Source organism: Bacillus halotolerans (assembly GCF_004006435.1).
GTDB lineage: Bacteria > Bacillota > Bacilli > Bacillales > Bacillaceae > Bacillus > Bacillus halotolerans.
The window spans coordinates 2580000-2600804 of the sequence record NZ_CP029364.1; the positions used below are offsets into that span (position 1 = coordinate 2580000).

The window sequence follows — 20805 nt, forward strand, 5'->3', positions numbered from 1 at the left end:
GTGCTTTCAAATTTCTTTAACCGAAAGATCCCAAAAATCATTTAAGTCTAAGGAAGATAAACAATGAATGCATTAGTAAGAATCGTAAAAGAGCAAGTGACATCGTTTCCTTTAATTTTGCGCTTGGCTTCGTATGAGACAAAGTCTCAGTATCAGATGAATTATCTTGGTGTATTATGGCAGTTTTTAAATCCCCTCATTCAAATGCTGGCGTACTGGTTTGTATTTGGCATGGGAATTCGTAACAGTAAGCCGATCATAACGGGTATCGGAGAAGTGCCTTTTATTGTTTGGATGCTGGCTGGTTTGATTCCATGGTTTTTTATTAGTCCGACGATTCTTGATGGATCAAACAGTGTGTTTAAGCGGATCAATATGGTCGCGAAAATGAATTTTCCGATCAGTTCGCTGCCATCTGTCGTGATTGCTTCAAATTTATTTAGTTATTTTGTGATGATGGGTGTTTATGTCATAGTTCTGTTAGCAAGTGGTATTTACCCAAGCTTGCATTGGATACAATATATTTACTATTTAATCTGCATGATTGTATTTATGTTTTCGTTTAGTTTGTTTAACTCTACAATCAGTGTGCTTGTCAGAGATTATCAATTTTTGCTGCAGGCAGTTACCAGATTATTGTTCTTCTTGCTTCCGATTTTTTGGAATATATCAGAGCAGCTTGGAAAAAATCATCCGAACCTTCTGCCTGTGCTGAAACTGAATCCGATTTATTATTTGATAGAAGGATTCCGGAACAGCTTCTTAGACGGGAAATGGTTTTTCCAAGATATGAAATACACGCTGTATTTCTGGCTGTTCACTTTTCTTTTATTAACAGTAGGTTCTATCCTGCACATGAAATTCAGAGACAAGTTTGTTGACTTTCTTTAATACGTAAGGAGATTGTACGATGAAACTAAAAGTTTCGTTTCGAAATGTTTCAAAGCAGTATCATTTGTATAAAAAACAATCGGACAAGATTAAAGGATTGTTTTTTCCGGCTAAGGATAATGGTTTTTTTGCTGTGCGGAATGTCTCCTTTGACGTGTATGAGGGAGAAACAATCGGCTTTGTAGGGATAAACGGGTCGGGGAAATCGACTATGTCTAACCTGCTGGCTAAAATTATTCCGCCGACCAGCGGTGAAATTGAAATGAACGGCCAGCCGTCGCTGATTGCGATCGCGGCCGGTTTAAATAATCAATTAACGGGCCGGGACAACGTCCGGCTCAAGTGTTTGATGATGGGTCTAACAAATAAAGAAATTGATGACATGTATGACAGTATCGTTGAATTTGCGGAGATTGGCGATTTTATTAATCAGCCGGTTAAAAACTATTCCAGCGGGATGAAATCGCGTCTCGGTTTCGCGATTTCCGTTCATATTGATCCGGATATTTTAATTATTGATGAAGCGCTCTCCGTAGGAGACCAAACGTTTTATCAGAAATGTGTAGACAGAATTAATGAGTTTAAAAAACAAGGAAAAACCATTTTCTTTGTCAGCCATTCCATCGGCCAGATTGAGAAAATGTGTGACCGCGTTGCTTGGATGCATTACGGCGAACTTCGGATGTTTGATGATACAAAATCCGTTGTGAAAGAGTACAAAGCATTTATTGACTGGTTTAATAAGCTCTCGAAAAAAGAAAAAGAAACATATAAAAAAGAGCAGACGGAAGAGCGCAAGAAAGAAGATCCTGAAGCCTTTGCCCGTTTCCGCAAAAAGAAGAAAAAGCCAAAATCACTGGCCAACGCAGTACAAATTGCGATTTTATCTATCTTGTTAGTTTTTGTTGCGGGCACGATGTTCTTTGATGCCCCGCTTCGAACGATTGCTTCGTTTGGCGCAATTCCGCAGAATGAAGTCAAGAATCATCATAGCGATGCAAAGGGCAAGATGGAGGAAAGCCTAACTGTAATGAATAAAAAAGGTTTTATAGCTGATGAAGAAGTGACAGTCTATAAAGACCAAGATCTGAAAAAGAAGGCCAGTGTTACACTGCCTTTCGGTACTGCAGTGACGGTAAGCGCAAAAGGCAAACAAGCAGCAAAAGTTAAGTTTGACGGACATTCTTATTTTGTGAAGCAGAATGCTGTTGCGACTGATGTGAAGAAGGCGGAATTGCCGGCTTCTGCTTTTACACCCCATGTCCAGCAAAACGCAGCAGCTTCCTATGAATACTTCCTGAAGTTCCTCGGAGACAGCAGTGACAGTATTCAATCGAAACTGAACGGCTTTACAGAAGGAGAAACAACTGACGGCAGAAAGACTTTGGAATTTGATTATGAAAAGATCAGCTATGTATTGGAAGATAATAAAGCTTCACAGCTTATCTTTCACAACATTTCTCCCGTTACTCCAGCGTCATTATCATTAAGTGATGGAGATGTATTGTATGACAGCAGCAAGGATCGTTTTCTTGTGAATACAGCTGATCAGGTCTTCGCAGTTGATAATGAAGAGCATACGCTGACCTTGATGTCGAAATAATAAAAGGCTATTGGATGAATGTCCAATAGCCTTTTATGTTTAGATTTCTTCTTTGTTTAATAAGTTTTCCATGAATGGAACGAGCTGTCCGCGGAGTTCTTTATCTTGCATCGCAAATTCAAGAGTTGTTGTGATAAAGCCAAGCTTTTCACCAACATCATAGCGTTTGCCTTCAAAATCGTAAGCAAACACTCTTTGAATTTCATTCAGCTTTTGAATGGCGTCTGTCAGCTGAATTTCTCCGCCTGCGCCAACCTGCTGCTCCTCTAAGTACATAAAGATCTCAGGCGTAAATACGTAACGGCCTAAGATGGCAAGGTTAGAAGGTGCTGTGCCTTTAGACGGCTTCTCAACAAAGTTTTTCACCTGGTAACGGCGTCCTTCACTTGTCAGCGGATCGATAATACCGTAGCGGTGAGTTTCTTCTTCAGGGACTTGCTGAACACCTATAATAGAAGAAAGTGTTCTTTCATACTCATCCATTAACTGGCGCAATCCTGGTTTTTCCGCCTGAACAATATCGTCTCCAAGCAGAACCGCAAAAGGTTCATCGCCGATAAAGTTACGCGCGCACCACACAGCATGTCCAAGCCCTTTAGGCTCTTTTTGACGGATGTAGTGGATGTCAGCCAGATTGGAAGATTTTTTCACTTTTTCAAGGAGCTCAATCTTTCCTTTTTCTTCAAGGTTTCTTTCAAGCTCAGGAGAGTAATCAAAATGATCCTCAATCGCACGCTTGCTTTTACCTGTTACAATAATAATGTCCTCAATACCGGACTCAACAGCTTCTTCAATTATGTATTGAATGGTTGGCTTATCTACGATAGGAAGCATTTCTTTCGGCATTGCTTTCGTAGCCGGCAAAAATCTCGTTCCGAGACCGGCTGCAGGGATTATGGCCTTACGTACTTTTTTCACTTTCAAAGCACCTTCCTTAAGAACAGATTTAGGTTCAGCTTTATGAAATGCTGAGTATTTAAAATTTTGGAGTTTCTTTTTTCTCAGTACCCTATTTTCAATCTGTTAAACACATTTAATCATATAAGAAAAACCAATATTAAACAAGGGTCAATTCAGTGGGATTTAGATCTGGAAAATATAGAAAATACAAAAAATATCATTAGTTAATTTTCAGTAACAGATAGAGGTTATCGGCTTAAAATGTTCCAAAAAGTTCTTGAGATTTAACTGTTTCTTCATTCTAGAGCCAGCTGATTAAACATGATATAATGTACTTCTGAAAATGACTGTACGATTTTTAGCGAAAGGTAATTATAAATTATGACGATTAAGGTTTCTCATCCTAAATTAGCATATGTTTGTTCAGGGCTTCACTCTGCAAAAAAAAACAACATTAATTCAATTGATTGGAATTATCCAATGGACATTGTTACTTTAAATCATGAGCCTAATGAACCTTCCTTTTTTAAAGATGCTGCTGTTATCAATTTGTACAGCTTCTTTAAAGGGCCTGAACCTCAGAAACATAAAATAGAGCATCAGGTTGAAGAAGAAGGTTTAACGTATGTTCAAGAACAAGACAAACCAATATTTCGATATTACCGTGACGGGCGTTATATAAAATATCAAAGATTTACAGCAGGGGGAACACTTGCTGTCGCGGATTATTTTAATGATAATAGGCAAAGGTTTAAACGAGAGGAATATGATGCAAACGGCTATGTACACAGCTTGATGTACATGGACTTGGAGATCAACAAACCAAAGCAGCATCTCTTTTTGAGGGCTGACGGCACCTGTTATATGACGAAGTGGTATAAGCATGATGGGGCGACTGAAAAAATTATTATTTTTGACGAAAAAGACAGTATAGAGAGTGTTTTATATTCAGAAAATGAACTTTCCCAGTATTTTCTGAGCCGCTTGATAGATGAAACGGACTATCTGCTGTTAACTTCAGAAATGAAAATTTATTCTATGCTGAAGCTTCTTTCAGCGAAATATTCGACAGCGTACTTAGGTTTTATAGAGACGAATGATATTTTGGATAACCCTGAGGGAGAAATAAACTATCTTGATGCTTTCGTAGTCCCTTCCTTGACGAGATATAATGATACGGTTGAAAGAACGGGACCCCGTTCGAACATTTACTATGTTTCTGAAGAACCGTTTGCCCGCAAACGTTTTGTGGACAAACTTATTGATCAAGTGCCTTTTAACAATAAATTAAAAGAAATGAATGTTGAGCTGTTAACAGCAGAATGGCGATCAAAATCTGACTTGTATTTGTCAGCAAAAGTAGAATTTAAAGGTGAAGTTCCGGCCTATTCCCTTGGCCGTAATAAAATGTACTGGAAATTAAAAAATAAGAAGAGCGGCACTGAATGTACGTTTAGCGCTCTGGTAAACAGAGAGGTAGATTTAACTTTTACTGTAAGCGGGACGCTTCGTATTCACTCAGCATTAGATGACCTCTCTACGATTGAATTGTATCTCTGCTCTGAGTGGGATAATAGCTTTTTTGCTGCGAATGTACGAGTGAATGACAAAAATGAAATTCCGTTAACGGAACAAAATATCTCAGGCTGGCGAATTACTTTGGATGAAGAAAATAATCATTTGCTAATTCACACAGCTGAAGGATTTAGGAGAAAACTAATCAATCGTCTGTTTGCTAAAAAGAATCAATAGCAGCGAAAGGTTTTACAAGAAGAAGGAGCTTGAAGATGAGAAGGATCTTTTCACTAATTTATGAAATAGACATTGAAAAAGGCGGCATTACAAGCTCTATGATGTCAAGGTCGTATACTTTTGCAGAGCATGGCCATAAAATTGACTTGGTTACACTTGATTATAAAGACAACTATGATCAGATTGAGCAAGAGCTGAAAAAGGCTGGAAGGCTGCATCCTGATGTGAATCTTATCAATATCTATGATTACTATAAAAATCAGCACACCGATATCAAAATAGGTGTTGAGCAGCGAAATGGCTATGAACAAATTCTTGAACGCTTCGAAGAATCTTATGCTGTTTTTCATAACAAGGCAAAATTAGAAACTGAATACTTCAAAAATGGTTTATATATAAAAAAGAAAAAGTGGGATGAGTCGGATCATCTTTTATATGTGGACTATTTCAATGAAAATATGCAAATCACAAAGCGGGAATATTTTAATGGTCAGTATATAAATAAAACTGTCTTCTTCGATACGAGAACAGCAAAAATAAATCAAGTTTGTTACACAGCACCTGATGGCTTTTGTTATTTAACGGAATGGTATCATTTTCAAACAGGAGCCAGCCAGGGAGTTGTACTGTTTGAACGAAATGAGAAAGAAGCTGCGTTTTTTAAAAACAAGCATTCATTTCATACACATTGGCTTGAAGAACTGTGTGAAAAAGAAACAGACCCTATTATCATCTGTGATGGAGTCGGGAGTGCTTCAAAAGTAAATGAAATGCGTGATGGATTGGCAAAACGCTTTTACTGCGTTCACTCAAATCATTTAGATTATCCTTACACATTGGGCAGCAAAGTTCGGAAAAATCATCAATACGCTATGGAGCATATTAAAGATTACGACGGGCTGATCGTATTAACGAATGAACAAAAAGATGATATCATGAAGGATTTTGAATCAAACCATAATATTTTTGTGATTCCTCATGCTCCAAGAAGGCTTGAAAAATTACAAACCTATGAAAAAAAGAAAAACGAATTTGTGATGGTAGCAAGATATCATGAGGAAAAAGGGATAGATAAGGTTATAAAAGCAATGGAAATCGTGAAAAAATCCCGGCCTGATGTTGTTCTTAATATATATGGAAGCGGTCCTGGCCACGATCAGTATCAACATTTAATTGAGGAGCTTCGGCTTGATAATGTGCATCTAAAAGGCTATGTAGCCAATCCTGCTCCCTTTTACCAGCAAGCGCTAGCCACATTATTAACATCAAAATTTGAGGGGTTCAGCCTTGCCATTTGTGAATCGTTCTCTTGTGCAACCCCAGTGATTAGTTTTGATGTGAAATACAGCCCAAGAGAGCTTATAAAACAACATAAAACAGGAATGCTTGTAGAACCTGATCATATTGAAATGCTTGCTGAAAGTATTATTTATCTCTATGACAATCCTGAGCAAGCGATTCAATACGGAAAGAATGCAAAGCAATTAATGGATACAGAATACAGTGAGGAACGATTGTTTGAAAGATGGGAAGAAGTATTTGAAGTGACGAAATAATACATTTCTATACCATTTTTGTTCACTATATGAGCTTTCTATAAAAAAAGAGCGGATAAGGATAGAGGTGTAATGTTGAAAATTACTGCAGCAGTACCCACATACAACTCAGAACATTTTATATCCCGCTGCCTGGATAGTCTTGTTCAACAAACCATGCCGAATGATGAATACGAAATTATTTGTATAGATGATTGTTCTCAAGATGGCACGGTTTCGATACTAAAAAAATACGGTGAACAGTATCCTAATATAAAGGTTATTGAGAGAGAAAAAAACTCGGGTGGACCGGGAGAACCAAGAAATCAGGCAATTCGTGCGGCCAGCGGTGAATATATATTTTTTATCGATTCTGATGATTATCTCGGAATTGAAGCCTTTGAAAGAATGTATCAGTTTGCAAAGGTTCATGATTCGGACATCGTGCTTGGGAAAATGGTTGGTGTAAACGGCAGACCAGTGCCGCAAGCAATTTTTAAGGAATCGAAAGCTGAAGCTGATCTGATAAAATCACCGCTTGTCTACTCAATTGGCCCGACGAAGCTTTTTAAAGTTTCACTGCTCAGAAAATATGACATACTGTTTCCCTCTAATATACAGGCAACAGAGGATCAGGTTTTTGTCATGAAAGCTTATTTAAAAGCAGACAAGATTTCTGTTCTTGGCGATTATGATTATTACTATGCTGTACAGCATGACGGCGAGCATATGACATTTGCATATGTTGCACCTCAAGACTATTACGGTGCTATGAAAGTCATCATTGATATGATTCATGAGAGCCGTCTTTCTCGTACCGATAAAATGAAATTTATGGCGAAGTTTTTAAATCGCCATTTTGACTTTTCCAGAACTACGGACTTTACCATAACAATTGAGGATGAACAGGAACAGCTAGAGTGGATGACGGAGCTGCATCATTTTGTTGAGCGAAATATTCCGCGGGAAATTGATAAGCTTGTTCATTCGCATACGCGTTTAAAATTATATTTTGTACGTAATAATGACCTAAAGGGTTTAAAGCAATTCGAATCTGATAAAGAGAATATGATTCAATTTACGTCTGTTAAAAACGGGCATATCATCGCAAACTATCCTAGTATAGCGCCGTATCACTTATCTGAGAATGAGCTTGTCATTGATGACAGAAACAAGATCAGTCATTACGTGAGCAAATTTCAAATCAAGAACAATTCTTTTTCAATAAAAGGATCAGTTACTCATACAGCTTTAAAACCAGAGTATCAATCTCTGCAAAAATTATCAGGTATTTGGGTTCATCGTGAAAGAAAAATTGAAAAAATCATATCTCCGGTGTATTCAAAGGATGGCGAGTTTGAATTCCTCACGAAGTTTACTGATTTAGCTGTCAATGAAGGGGATATTGGCGTATGGGATTTCTTTATCGAGTCGGAAATTGATGGGTACAAAAAACGTGCCAGAATCGGCAACAGCAGAGAAAAGTACCCCTATTCTAAACATGCTAAATATATTGGAAATAACGGAAAATATGCATACAGCGCAAGGCCGTACTTTACAAAGACATTTGATAATTTGTCAGTAGAGATAAAAAAACAAGAGATGCTGAAAGTCGAATTTCGAAATCATGATTCTGACCAGTATTTAACATTCATTTTCCCTGGGAGCCAGTTGTTTTTCCCAAAGCAATCTTTATTGTTGCTTGAATGTAATAAACAAGAGTTCTTAATTCCTATAAAAAAACAAATAAGTTCGGCTGAGGGGACGGTTATACAAGTTGACCGAAACTTAGTTGAACAAAAATTTGTCCCATCTTTTTTACAAAGCACAGATATCGTTTTATCAATAAATTCATACCAAACTGTACTGGTTCCTAAAAAGGATGTCAGCGTGTATTTTTGCAGTAAAAATATTGAAAAAAAACTATGGTGTTTTAAAATAAGAAAGAAAGTAGATCTATTTATACAATCAGACCAATCCAAATTCTATCTAACAGCCCGTTAAACAAAGAAACCAGGTGACAATTATGAAAAAACTAAAAGTCATGACCGTCTTCGGAACCAGGCCGGAAGCGATAAAGATGGCGCCGCTCGTGCTTGAATTAAAAAAATACCCTGAAATAGAGTCCTATGTAACGGTGACTGCCCAGCACAGACAAATGCTGGATCAGGTGCTTGAAGCGTTTCGGATTAAGCCTGATTTCGATTTGAACATTATGAAGGAGCGGCAGACGCTGGCAGAAATTACGTCAAATGCACTTGTGAAATTGGACGAGCTGTTTAAAGACATCAAGCCTGATATTGTGCTTGTCCACGGTGATACGACGACGACATTTGCCGGAAGCCTTGCCGCGTTTTATCATCAAATTGCTGTCGGGCATGTGGAGGCCGGTCTTCGGACAGGCAATAAATATTCTCCGTTTCCTGAAGAGCTCAACCGCCAAATGACCGGTGCTATTGCTGATTTGCATTTTGCACCGACAGGACAGGCAAGAGACAACTTGTTAAAAGAAAACAAAAAGGCCGATTCTATTTTTGTAACGGGCAATACAGCGATTGACGCGCTTCGCACAACAGTTAGGGAAGGTTATTCACACCCTGTCCTTGACCAAGTGGGTGAGGATAAGATGATTTTGCTGACGGCTCATCGCCGTGAAAACTTAGGCGAGCCGATGGAAAACATGTTTAAGGCCATTCGCAGAATTGTAGAGGAATATAATGATGTACAGGTCGTTTACCCTGTGCACCTTAACCCTGTTGTCCGGGAAGCGGCTCAAAAGCATTTTGGCGACTCTGACAGAGTGCATCTGATTGAGCCTTTAGAAGTGATTGACTTCCATAACTTTGCGGCAAAATCCCATTTCATTTTGACTGATTCCGGCGGAGTGCAGGAAGAAGCGCCATCGCTCGGGAAACCGGTTCTTGTGCTTCGTGATACGACGGAGCGCCCTGAAGGAGTGGAAGCAGGGACGCTTAAACTTGCGGGGACAAATGAGGAGAACATTTATCAGCTTGCAAAAGAGCTCTTAACTGACGCCGATGAGTATCAGAAAATGTCCTATGCTTCAAATCCGTATGGTGATGGACAGGCCTCCCGCCGGATTGTAGAGGAATTGCTGTTTCACTACGGATATCGGAATGAACATCCGGACTCTTTTACGGGTAAATAAAAAAGAAGCTTTGCACATAGGTGCGAAGCTTCTTTTTGTTTTAGCTTTCTAAGCTTTCTTTCAGTTCATTTGTAATGTCAGCTAGCTCGCTCTCATCTGCTTTATAGTAATAGACGTCATTGATTCTTGTGCCTTCGCCTTTCAGTTCGTGCTGCTTGATATGTTTTCGGGCGCCTTTGTAATCGGACTGGATATCCCACATATTATCAAACGTCAAATTGGTTTTCACATTATTTTCAACGACCTTAAACATATCTCCAAACTTTGTAACGGAAGAAATATTTGCCCCTTTGTTAATGATTCCTTCGATCACTTGGCGCTGACGGTCCTGACGTCCGAAATCTCCTCTTGGATCTTCTTTTCTCATTCGTGTATACGCTAATGCTTCTTTTCCGTTCAGTGTGATTTCTCCTTTGCCGAATGAATAACCGTCATAGCTGAACGCAAATGTGCTGTTAACTGTGATGCCGCCGAGTGTATCAACCACGTCTCTAAAGCTTTCCATATTGACTTTTACAAAATAATCAACCGGAACATCGAGGAAATTTTCAACCGTGTCAACTGTCATTTGTGTACCGCCATATGCGTACGAATGGTTGATTTTATCCATCGTGCCTTTTCCGATAATTTTTGTATACGTATCACGGGGAATACTGACCATATCTGTGGTGTTCGTTTTTGGGTTAACGGTCATATAAATGAGCGTGTCGGCGCGTCCTTTATCGCCGGAACGTTCATCCACCCCCATAATTAAAACAGAAAACGGGTCTTTTTTATTGATATTAACCTCTGTATCCCTCTTTTTGGATTTATCAATACTTTCATGAATACTTGCCACGGTTGAAGCGGCTTTATGCCATAAGTAGTATGCATAACCGCCTGTACAGAGGACGAACACTGCCAGTATGGTTAAAATGACAAGTAAACCCTTTCTCTTTTTCTTTCTTTTTTCAACTCTCATAAATAATGTCCTCACTTTTTTGTAATCTAGTTCGATTATAAGTTTCTTAATATTTGAAAACAACTAAAATTTGTCTGATTCTTTACAATAGACGACGGCTTGTAACAAATGTTTCGGTAATTTAAGAAAATCCGCAAAAAATTTTCGTTGTTTTGAAAGAAATCTTAAAATAAGCTTAAAATTGTCGATAAAAAGAGGAGAGGTGATATAGGAATGAAAAAAATCGCTATTTTAATGTTCTCAATGCTGCTTCTTTTATCTGCCTGTGGCACAGCTGAGAACAAAACAGGTTCAGAGACAAATTCAGAAAGCCAGGATTCGGCTGCTGAAGAGACTGTAACGAAGGAAGGCACGTTTGCCGGTTTAGCAGACAGCCATACGATTGCAGTCACTATTGATGGTAAAGAAACTTCGATTCAGGTTGGTTCAGACCTTCAGGACAAAATGAACAGCATTTCAGAAGGACAAAAAGTTGTTGTCAAATATACTAAAGGAACAAATGGCGTCCTAGAGCTTAAAGATTTAGAGACGAAGTAATTTAACTTCTTAGGGGGTTTACATGTTTTGAAAAAAATGAAGCTTTTGCTTCTATCGTCAGTCACTGCAGCGGCTTTTGCATGTCCGGCATTTATGCAGTCTGCAAAAGCCGCTGATAAAACCATTTCGGTAAAGCTGAGTAATTATGTAGGCAGTAAGTCAAGTCTGGATGTGGATATAACAGGCGGTTATGAGATCTCTGGTTCAAGAATTGCAGATACAGAGCGGTATGGGGGAGCTACTCGTTTTGATGTTGCCAATAATGTTGCTTCAGCGGGCTGGACAAACCCTACAACTGTAGTCATTGTGAACCGAGATGCCTTTGCGGATGCGCTCTCAGCAACACCGCTGGCTAAAAAATACGATGCTCCGATTCTGTTAACAGATGCGAATTCTTTAACACCTAAAACAGAAAGCGAAATTGCGAAATTAAACCCTGATAATATCCTCATTATTGGCGGGACAATAAGCGTTTCTAAAAATGTAGAAAACACATTGAAAAAATATGGTTCTATTGATCGGATTGGCGGGGCTACCCGTTATGAGGTTTCTAAAAACATCGCCGACCGCATGGGGAATTACAGTCAAGCTGTAGTGGCAACCGGCATGGTCTTTACAGACGCCCTGTCAATTGCGCCATATGCTGCAATGAACGGTTATCCGATATTACTTGCGGGAGACAATAACATCCGCAGCGATTATAAAATTCCGAGCAAGGTTACAATCGTCGGCGGTCCGTTGAGTGTCAGCACTGGCGTGGAAACCACATTAAAAAAACAAGCGACTGTGAAACGGATTGGCGGGGTTTCCCGTTATCAAGTATCTGCCAATATCGTAAAAGAATTAAATATGAAAGCAACAAAGGTTTTCTTGTCGAACGGCCAAACCTTTGCGGATGCATTGACGGGGTCTGTGCTTGCAGCAAAGCAGGGAAGTCCTTTATTGCTTGTTGAATCCGGCAGCCTGCCGTCACCAGTCGCTGATGTAGTGGCGGAAAAAGGGACACAGTCATTTGCTCTGCTTGGAGGAAGCATCTCCATCAGTGATTCGCTGAAAAATAACCTGGCTGATACCTTTGCGGGGACAGGGTATTCAGTTAAATTGTCCGGCGGGAACCTAGTACTCTATAAAAACAGCACTGCCATTAAAACTTTAGGTACTTCTTTTACCGCAAAGCCTAAAAAATACGCAACAACAAATTCTATTAGCTTGAATGGAACGCCGTATCTCGGAAACATGAAATTTACGATTGAGTCCGGCAAGTACGTTCGCCCGATCAACGTGGATATCCCTTTTGAGGATTATTTAAAGGGTGTTGTTCCGCACGAAATGCCGGCAAGCTGGCAGAAAGAGGCGCTAAAGGCTCAAGCTGTCGCAGCGAGAACCTATTCCATCAGCTCGGCCGGAAAAGAAGTGAAGGATACTACTGCTTTTCAGGTATACGGCGGCTATGACTGGAATTCGAAGACTTCTGAAGTGGTAGAATCCACAAGAGGAAAAGTCTTGAAATACAATGGGAATTTGATTTCAGCTACGTATTCATCAAGTAACGGCGGATATACAGAAGCGAGTAGCGAGGTCTGGAGCAGCCAGCTTCCTTATTTAATCGCCAAAAAAGATACGTACGACCCGCAAATCAGCTGGTCCCTGTCATTAAACAAAACCCAGCTTGATAAAAGCAGTCTGAATCTGAAAAGCCCGGGATCGTGGTGGACCTCTAAAAATGAAACAAACTCTGCCTATTTAAGCGGTTTGAAAAGCTGGTTTATTAAAAATAAATACAGCAGTGCCGAGTCTATCAAAATCACGAAAATTTCCAGTGTGAAATTCAGCACGGCAAAAACAGCCGGCCAGCGTCCGGAAACAGCAGATGTAACATTTTCATATTTCGCAAAAGAGAAATCAAATGGTTACATCCTTTCGAATGGAAGTTTGAGTGAAAAAACAGCGACAATTTCTGTACCGACGACACAGCTTAGAACAATGCTTGGCGCTTCAAATATGAAGAGTACATATGCGTCTGTCTCAAGCAATACAAGTGCTTTTATCATTAGCGGTAAAGGTTACGGACACGGTATAGGCATGAGTCAGTACGGGGCCAATGCCAGAGCTGCTGCCGGGCAATCATATACAACGATTTTAAGTTTTTACTATCCGGGAACGATTCTATCAAACTATTAATAGATTGATAGAAGTTCAGGGAGGCGCTGCTGCCTCCTTCGTTCGTTATTTGATGTTTGAATCATTATCAATCTTTGGAGGGACTATCTTTGCGGATCTTTCTTAAAAGCATACCAATCCTGATATTGGGAGTCGTGTTGTTTGTACCAAATGCTTTTGCGGCCAATTCTGTCACAAGACTGGATGGGGCAAGCAGATATGAAGTTGCTGTGAATGTTTCAAAACAAGGCTGGAGCAGCGCGGGCACAGTTGTTGTGGCGAACGGAACAGCCTATGCCGATGTATTAACTGCAGCTCCTCTGGCTTATAAATACAATGCTCCTATTCTATTAACTGAATCATCTAAACTGACTGCGCCGACTAAAAACAGAATCAGCCAGCTCAAACCGAGCAAGGTCATCGTAATTGGCGGAACGATCAGTGTTTCCAACAATGTTGTAAATGAAATGAAAAACCTGGGTGTTTCCACAGTGGAACGTATTGGCGGAAGAAGCCGCTATGAGGTTGCCCAAAACATCTCTAAGAAATTGTCTTCAAATTCTAAAGCAGTCATCGCCAATGGAACGGCATATGCTGACAGTCTGGCAATCGGTTCTTATGCTGCACGCAACGGAATTCCGATTTTGTTAACAACGGCAAGCTCAATCCCGACACCGACAAAAAATGCGATGAGCAGTAAAGGAACGTCATCGACTATTGTGGTCGGTGGTGAAATCAGTGTCTCAAAAAGTGTTTACAGCCAGCTTCCTTCTCCAACAAGAATCGGCGGAAACAGCCGTTTCGAGGTCGCTGCAAACATAGCGAAAAAGTATTATTCTTCATCAAAAGCCGCTTTTGTCAGCAATGGCTATACATATGCCGATGCTTTAGCGGGTTCTGTCCTGGCGGCCAAGCAAAATCGTCCGATGTTATTTACGGATGCCGGTTCACTGCCGACTGCTACAAGAGCAGCCATTGGGTCAAATAGCAAGAATACGTTCACTGTACTTGGGGGAACCATTTCAGTTACAACAAATGTTGTCAACCAGCTGAAAAATGTAATGGTAGGTAAAAAGATATTTGTAGATGCTGGACACGGAGGATACGACAGCGGAGCGGTCGGGAACGGATTAAAGGAGAAAGACGTTAACCTTGCCGTTGCAAAGCTCGTAAACAGCAAACTTTCTAAAGGCGGAGCTATACCGATTATGGCCAGATCAACGGACGTATTCTTAGAGCTTTCTGAACGTGTTGCAAAAGCCAAAAGCAACAATGCAAACCTGTTTGTAAGTATTCACTCCAATTCAGCGAGCCCGGCTGCTACTGGAACAGAAACATACTATTATACAAAGTATGAGTCAGACAACAGTAAACGCCTTGCGACAGAAATACAAAACCGGCTCTATAAAGCGCTGAATACTCAAAACCGCGGCGTGAAAATCGGAAACTTCCATGTGATCAGAGAGTCGACGATGCCAAGCAGTTTAGTGGAGCTGGCATTCATATCAAATGCAAATGACGCTAGTAAGTTAAAGAGTGCTTTATACCAAGAAAAAGCAGCGCAAGCGATATATGAGGGAATTATCGGCTATTACTAGAAAGATAAGTATTTACTTGGATACGGCTTGTCGGCAAACCTATCAGGAATTGCTGGCAAGCTTTTTTATACGGTAAAATGAATTTGAAATGAGCCTACCTTGTAAAAGTTTAACATAATTTAAACTTAGGTATATTTTTTTTGATATTTGTTTTTGCTATAATGAAATGAATCAAAATATTTATTCTGACCCAGTAGGGTAGTGAGGTAATCGATGAAAATAAGCATTGCTATACCTGTATATAATTCTGAAGATCTTATTTCTGAATGTCTTGACAGCTTAGTTAATCAAACAATGCCTAAAGAGGATTATGAGATTATATGTGTCGATGATAAATCTACGGATTCGTCTTTAGACATATTGAATCAATATAAACAGAAATATGAAAACATTGTTGTTGTTGAAAGAACGGAAAACTCAGGCGGACCAGGTGCTCCGCGGAATGACGCAATAAAAATTGCCAAAGGTGAGTACATTTTATTTGTTGATTCCGATGATTATTTAGGCAGTGAAGCATTGTTGAGATGGTATAATTTTTCAAAAGAGAATCAATCTGATATTACTTTAGGAAAATTAAAAGGGATAAACGGAAGAGGAGTACCGAAATCGATGTTTAAGGAAACAAATCCGGATGTTGATTTGGTTGATTCCAAAATCGTGTTTACCCTTGGACCTCAAAAACTATTTAAAGCTTCACTTTTAAAAGAGAATCACTTAACATTTCCTACTCACATAAAAGCAGCAGAGGATCAAGTCTTCACGATGAATGCTTATCTGAAAGCAAAGAAGATATCTGTTTCAGCTGATTATGATTATTACTATCTGGTCAAAAGAGACGGCGAACATATGAGTGTTGCTTATGTTCCTCCAGAAAATTTTTATGGAGCAATGGAAGATATTATCTCTGCAATCAAAGCAAGTGCTTTAGAAGAAGAGAGAAAAATTAAGCTGATGGCAGTATTTTTAAATAGGCATTTCGATTTCTCTCGGACAAAAAATGTCACGATCAAAATGAAAAATGAGAAAGAAAGAGCAGAATGGTTTCAATATCTCTCATCATTTATTCATGCAGTACCTGAAGAGGCTGATCAGTTTGTATTACCGCATATCAAATTACGGCTTCTGTTTATTCGGAATAATGATTTACAAGGGTTAACCCAGTATGAGCGTGAGGAACAAGACATCAAAAAGTTCTGTACGGTGCATGAAGGTAATCTTATTGCACGTTACCCTAGCTTAGAGCGTTATCAAGTTTCTGAAGAGCTATTAAAAGTAAATTATAAAAACAAACTTGAACATTATCTGAAGAATATTGAATTTAGTGACCGTATGCTCAGCATTCAAGGAACAATTAAACACAAATTGTTGGATGATGAAACGAACAAAAACCAATCTCTTACTGGCGTATTTGTTCATCGCAATACTAAGGCGGAGAAGTATATTTCGCCAGTTTCATTTGATAATTCAACATTTGCATTTGAATGTCTGTTTGATGAGATTGCATCTGCTGAAGAAGATTTAGGAGTTTGGGATTTCTTCATTGAATCATCAGTAGACAGCTACAAACTTAGAGCAAGAGTAGGGAATAATCGAGCTTCTTACAAATATTCAACAAAAGCTATGTATCTGGGTCATAATGCTTTGTTTGTCTATAGCGCCAGACCATATTTTACAATGAATTATGATAATCTTTCGATTGATATAAAGAAACATGCCTATACAGAAGCTGAACTTTCTTATGAAGCAGAAACAAAAGATTTATCATTTATTTTTAGCGGTAAACAAATCTGTCTGCCAAATCATTCGAAAATTATTGTAAATACCGGCCAGTCTGAAATCTCATTGCCGATAAAACGTGTTGATTTAGAGCCTGATAGCACTAAATTAACGATAAATATTCAGGGTTTGCTTGACCAATTGTCTAATGTTAAAAAAGACCAGCGATTAGTTGAATTTGCGATAAATACATCAAATAATAAAATCAGTGCAAAAGAGGATAATCAAGCGATTATCCTAGATAAAAAGAACGCGGAACAAAGCTTTATGTTGTTTTTTAGAAAAACGGTTGAGGTTCAATACAAGCTGACAACCTCTAAATCAAAATTTTACTTTCAATATTAAAATGCTTCTATTGAAGAGACAAATCGATGTAAAACGGTTTGTCTCTTTTTTTATACAAAATGCTTAGTTTTTAAAAAAAGTGTCAAAAACAATAAAAAGTTAACAAAGAAATGTCAGAAAAAATAACAAATTCACACTTCTTAACAATCCATTTACAACCAATTAACATCCGTCTGCTAAACTGACTGGCATAGGTCATCATAACATCCCAAACAAATCGTGAGGTGTGTGTCAGTGGGTGCAGAAAAAAGCATGAATGTGAGTCGCGAATTCTCAGTGCAGCAAGCATCATTTGCATTATCTGAAAAAACGGCTCGATATTTGGCAGTAAAGCGCGTGATGGATATTTGGTTTGCGCTGATTGGATTGGTGGTTGCGCTGCCAATGATTGCGGTATTTTCAATATTGATTTGTTTGGAGACGCCGGGGCCTGCCATCTATACGCAGGAGCGTGTAGGAAAAGGCGGGAAACCTTTTAAGCTTTATAAGCTTCGTTCCATGAAAATAGATGCCGAGAAGTCTGGGGCGGTTTGGGCGCAGAAGCAGGATCCGCGGGTGACACGAATTGGAGCATTTATCAGAAGAACGCGAATTGACGAGCTTCCTCAGCTGTTTAATGTGCTGAAAGGCGATATGAGCATGATTGGACCTCGCCCGGAACGTCCAGTGTTTACGGAAAAGTTCCAGAATGAGATTCCGGGGTTTACACAGCGTCTGGCTGTCAAACCGGGATTGAGCGGCTGGGCGCAGGTGAACGGCGGTTACGACATGACGCCGAAGGAAAAGCTTATATTTGATTTATATTACATTCGCAATCTGACTTTCATGTTGGAATTAAAAATTATGTTAAAAACTTGTAAAGTAGTCTTGACAGGTGATGGTGCAAGATAAACATCTGCATTCGCCATCAAACTGAGCTTAAAAAGAAGTAGGGAATATGATGCCAAGTATTACAAAACAAATCATGAGCGGCGCAAAGTGGACAAGTGTTTCAACAATCTGTATTACAATCATTCAAATCGTTCAGTTTGCCTTGCTTGGAAATATGATGACCTTAACGGAATTTGGACTCGTCGGCATGATCACAACGGTTACAATATTCGCCCAGATTGTGCTTGATATGGGTTTTGGCGCCGCGTTAATTCAAAGAGATGACGCCACGGAGCGCCAGCTGTCAACATTGTATTGGCTGAACATTATGACCGGCATTTTGCTGTTTGTGCTTTTATATGTGTGCAGTCCCGTCATTGCGGGATTTTATCAAAGAGAAGAGCTTGTGTTTCTCATCAGGATTTTGGGGATTATGTTTTTGGTAGCTCCGATCGGACAGCAGTACCAGTATATGCTGCAGAAGGAGCTGCAATTTAATACGTTAAGCAAAATAGAGATTTTTTCAAATGTATTGTCCTTCGGATATTTAGCGATAGCGGTTTTTATGACGGATGCGATTTTGGCGTACGTGGTTTCTCAGGTGCTGCTGCAGTCCAGTAAAGGGATTTTATTCTGGGCTGTATACCAAAAAAAATGGCGTCCATCCTTTGTTTTTGATCTAAGGGGAATGAAAGAGTTCTTCTCCTTTGGAGCCTTTCAGCTTTCATCCCGTCTTGTGAACAGGCTGGGAGCGAACATCGATATGATCTTAATCGGCCGGTTTATCGGTGCCGAAGCACTGGGCATTTATAATCTTGCCTACCAGATTGTCACCATTCCGGTTTTGAAAATTAATCCGATTGTGACGCGGGTCGCTTTTCCTATTTTTACCAAAAACAAATACGAAAACAGCGTGATCAGAGAAGGCTTTCTGAATATGACAAAAATGCTTGCGCTTGTATCGTTCCCGCTGTTAATCGGGCTCGTATCCGTGTCAGACGCCTTTATCGCAGCTGTTTTCGGAGAAAAATGGCTTGCTGCTGTCCCTGTTCTGAATGTTCTTGCCATCGTCGGGATACTCAGGGTGCTGATGAATCCGAATGGTTCTGTGCTTCTTGCTAAAGGAAGAGCGGATTTGGCTTTTTATTGGGACTCCGGCGTCATGCTGCTGTATGGTTTGTCGCTGTTTGCAGCTGTTCAGACGGGAAATCTTCTGACTGTCGCTTGGGTATATGCCGTCATCAGCGTTTTCAATTTTCTAATCGGTCGCTGGCTGCTGGCATATGTCATTAAGCTCAATCTTTCAGCTTATTTTAAAGCCGTTATGAAGCCGTTTCTGATCACAGCGGGTATGGCCGTTGTCGCGTTCGGCGCGAGTTTAGGAACAGAACGCTTCAGCATGCAGGCGGAAATGAGGCTGGCAATTTCGGTGGCGGCCGGGGCGCTCTGCTATCTCTTTCTTTTGGGTAAAGCGTACCCCCAGATGAAAAGCAAACTACTAAGAAAAGGACGTTTGTCATGAAGATTTTGTGGATCACAAGCGTATATCCAAGCAGTCTGAAACCCGGCGAGGGTGTGTTTCATGAAACACAGGTGCAAGAGCTGCTGAAGCTCGGGCTGGATATCACCGTGATATGCCCAAGACCTTTTCACCCTGCGCCTGTCCGTATGCTGAAAAAGGCATACCGAAAAAAGGATCCCAGACCAGAATATGAGATACGAAAAGGAATCCCGGTTTACCGGCCTTTCTATCCCGCTGTTCCCGGGCAGCTGAAATGGGCTCAGCCACACCGGCGCATTGGGGCAGCTGTTTTAAAAACCATTAAACAGCATGATTTGAACCCTGATCTGATCCATGCGCACTTTGCTATGCCGTCGGGCGGGGCTGCGGCAGTCGTGTCAAAGACAATCGGGATTCCGTATATTTTGACTTTGCATGGCAGTGATGTGAATGTCTATCCTCACTACAGCAAAGGCGCGTTTAAAGCCTTCAAAACTGCGGTTGGTTCCGCATCCGCAGTTCTTGCAGTCAGCGAAAAGCTTCAGGAAGAAACCAAAAAACTTTCTGGCTTTGACAGTACGGTTTTGCCGATCGGCATACAGCTCAGCCGTTTTCAGGAAAATGATCAGACAAAAGAAGAAATCAGAAAAAACCTCGGGCTCCCGCTTGACCAGCGCCTTGCTGTCTATGTGGGCAGGCTCGTTAAGGAAAAAGGCATTTTTGAATTGTCAGAAGCCATTGAGATGATGGAGGAAGCGCCTCGAGCTGTTTTTGTGGGAGACGGCCCCGCAAAATCTTTGCTGATGCAAAAGGGACATATTGTAACAGGCCAAGTGCCGAATCACAGGGTGAGAGAGTATTTGCTCGCCGCAGATATGTTTGTGCTCCCTTCTTATAGCGAAGGAATGCCGACAGTTGTGATCGAGGCGCTGGCACTGCGGGTCCCTGTCATCTGTACAGATGTCGGTGGAGTGGCTTCATTATTCGGAAAGCACCGGGATTTGCTGATTGAACCGAAATCAGCTCAAGCCTTAGCAAACACGATCTCTTTATACGCACAAGATCAAATATGGCAGCCGGATGTGGCAGATGAATTATATCAAATCATTCACACTCAATATGACGCCGGGAAAAATGCCAGAGCGCTGCATGATCAGTATCAGATGGTTCTGAAAACACCTGTTTAATCGTAAGTAACTGCGACCAA

15 protein-coding genes are annotated in these 20805 nt (G+C 40.2%); 13 read left to right on the plus strand and 2 right to left on the minus strand.

From position 1 onward, the window contains the following. The first annotated feature begins 63 nt into the window (after positions 1-63). Positions 64-891, plus strand: coding sequence for a teichoic acids export ABC transporter permease subunit TagG (tagG, locus tag DIC78_RS13205; RefSeq protein ID WP_059353643.1), 828 nt, complete (start codon positions 64-66; stop codon positions 889-891). Positions 892-910: 19 nt separating this feature from the next. Further along, positions 911-2494 (plus strand): teichoic acids export ABC transporter ATP-binding subunit TagH, encoded by a 1584-nt coding sequence (tagH, locus tag DIC78_RS13210; protein ID WP_127696425.1) that lies wholly within the window; start codon positions 911-913, stop codon positions 2492-2494. Positions 2495-2533: 39 nt separating this feature from the next. On the opposite strand, the gene galU is transcribed toward tagH, so the two are convergent. After that, the gene (gene galU, locus DIC78_RS13215; RefSeq protein WP_044159515.1) at positions 2534-3412 is read right to left on the minus strand and encodes a UTP--glucose-1-phosphate uridylyltransferase GalU; all 879 of its coding nucleotides are present in this window, start codon (positions 3410-3412) and stop codon (positions 2534-2536) included. 360 nt (positions 3413-3772) lie between these two features. Here galU and DIC78_RS13220 point away from each other — a divergent pair, with 360 nt between their 5' ends. The 4 genes from DIC78_RS13220 (at position 3773) to wecB (ending at position 9850) form a co-directional block, all read left to right on the plus strand. After that, the gene (locus DIC78_RS13220; RefSeq protein WP_127696426.1) at positions 3773-5146 is read left to right on the plus strand and encodes an alpha-glucosyltransferase N-terminal domain-containing protein; all 1374 of its coding nucleotides are present in this window, start codon (positions 3773-3775) and stop codon (positions 5144-5146) included. A 35-nt stretch (positions 5147-5181) separates the two neighbouring features. Beyond that, positions 5182-6702, plus strand: a complete 1521-nt coding sequence (locus DIC78_RS13225; protein ID WP_127696427.1) for a glycosyltransferase — start codon at positions 5182-5184, stop codon at positions 6700-6702. A gap of 72 nt (positions 6703-6774) precedes the next feature. Next, positions 6775-8685 carry a glycosyltransferase gene (locus DIC78_RS13230; RefSeq protein ID WP_127696428.1) on the plus strand — a complete coding sequence of 637 codons (1911 nt, stop codon included), beginning with the start codon at positions 6775-6777 and terminating at the stop codon, positions 8683-8685. A gap of 22 nt (positions 8686-8707) precedes the next feature. After that, entirely contained in the window at positions 8708-9850 is a 1143-nt protein-coding gene (gene wecB / locus DIC78_RS13235; RefSeq protein WP_103671250.1) for a non-hydrolyzing UDP-N-acetylglucosamine 2-epimerase, read from the plus strand. A gap of 40 nt (positions 9851-9890) precedes the next feature. On the opposite strand, the gene tagU is transcribed toward wecB, so the two are convergent. Continuing rightward, positions 9891-10811: a polyisoprenyl-teichoic acid--peptidoglycan teichoic acid transferase TagU gene (tagU, locus tag DIC78_RS13240; RefSeq protein ID WP_127696429.1), complete on the minus strand. Its 921-nt coding sequence runs from the start codon at positions 10809-10811 to the stop codon at positions 9891-9893. A gap of 213 nt (positions 10812-11024) precedes the next feature. On the opposite strand from tagU, the gene DIC78_RS13245 reads away from it, so the two are divergent. The 7 genes from DIC78_RS13245 (at position 11025) to tuaC (ending at position 20785) form a co-directional block, all read left to right on the plus strand. Then, entirely contained in the window at positions 11025-11348 is a 324-nt protein-coding gene (locus tag DIC78_RS13245) for a hypothetical protein (protein ID WP_105954028.1), read from the plus strand. Between the two features lie 27 nt (positions 11349-11375). Continuing rightward, on the plus strand, positions 11376-13529 hold the full coding sequence (locus DIC78_RS13250) for a SpoIID/LytB domain-containing protein (protein WP_127696430.1): 2154 nt from the start codon (positions 11376-11378) through the stop codon (positions 13527-13529). Between the two features lie 89 nt (positions 13530-13618). Beyond that, positions 13619-15106 (plus strand): N-acetylmuramoyl-L-alanine amidase, encoded by a 1488-nt coding sequence (locus DIC78_RS13255; RefSeq protein WP_127696431.1) that lies wholly within the window; start codon positions 13619-13621, stop codon positions 15104-15106. A 213-nt stretch (positions 15107-15319) separates the two neighbouring features. Further along, positions 15320-17227: a glycosyltransferase family 2 protein gene (locus tag DIC78_RS13260; RefSeq protein ID WP_127696432.1), complete on the plus strand. Its 1908-nt coding sequence runs from the start codon at positions 15320-15322 to the stop codon at positions 17225-17227. 234 nt (positions 17228-17461) lie between these two features. After that, the gene (locus tag DIC78_RS13265; protein WP_024123040.1) at positions 17462-18118 is read left to right on the plus strand and encodes a sugar transferase; all 657 of its coding nucleotides are present in this window, start codon (positions 17462-17464) and stop codon (positions 18116-18118) included. A gap of 49 nt (positions 18119-18167) precedes the next feature. Further along, positions 18168-19619, plus strand: a complete 1452-nt coding sequence (gene tuaB, locus DIC78_RS13270) for a teichuronic acid biosynthesis protein TuaB (RefSeq protein WP_127696931.1) — start codon at positions 18168-18170, stop codon at positions 19617-19619. After that, complete coding sequence (gene tuaC, locus DIC78_RS13275; RefSeq protein WP_106019642.1) at positions 19616-20785, plus strand: teichuronic acid biosynthesis protein TuaC; 1170 nt, start codon at positions 19616-19618, stop codon at positions 20783-20785. The genes tuaB and tuaC overlap by 4 nt, the downstream gene beginning before the upstream one ends. Positions 20786-20805: the final 20 nt, after the last annotated feature.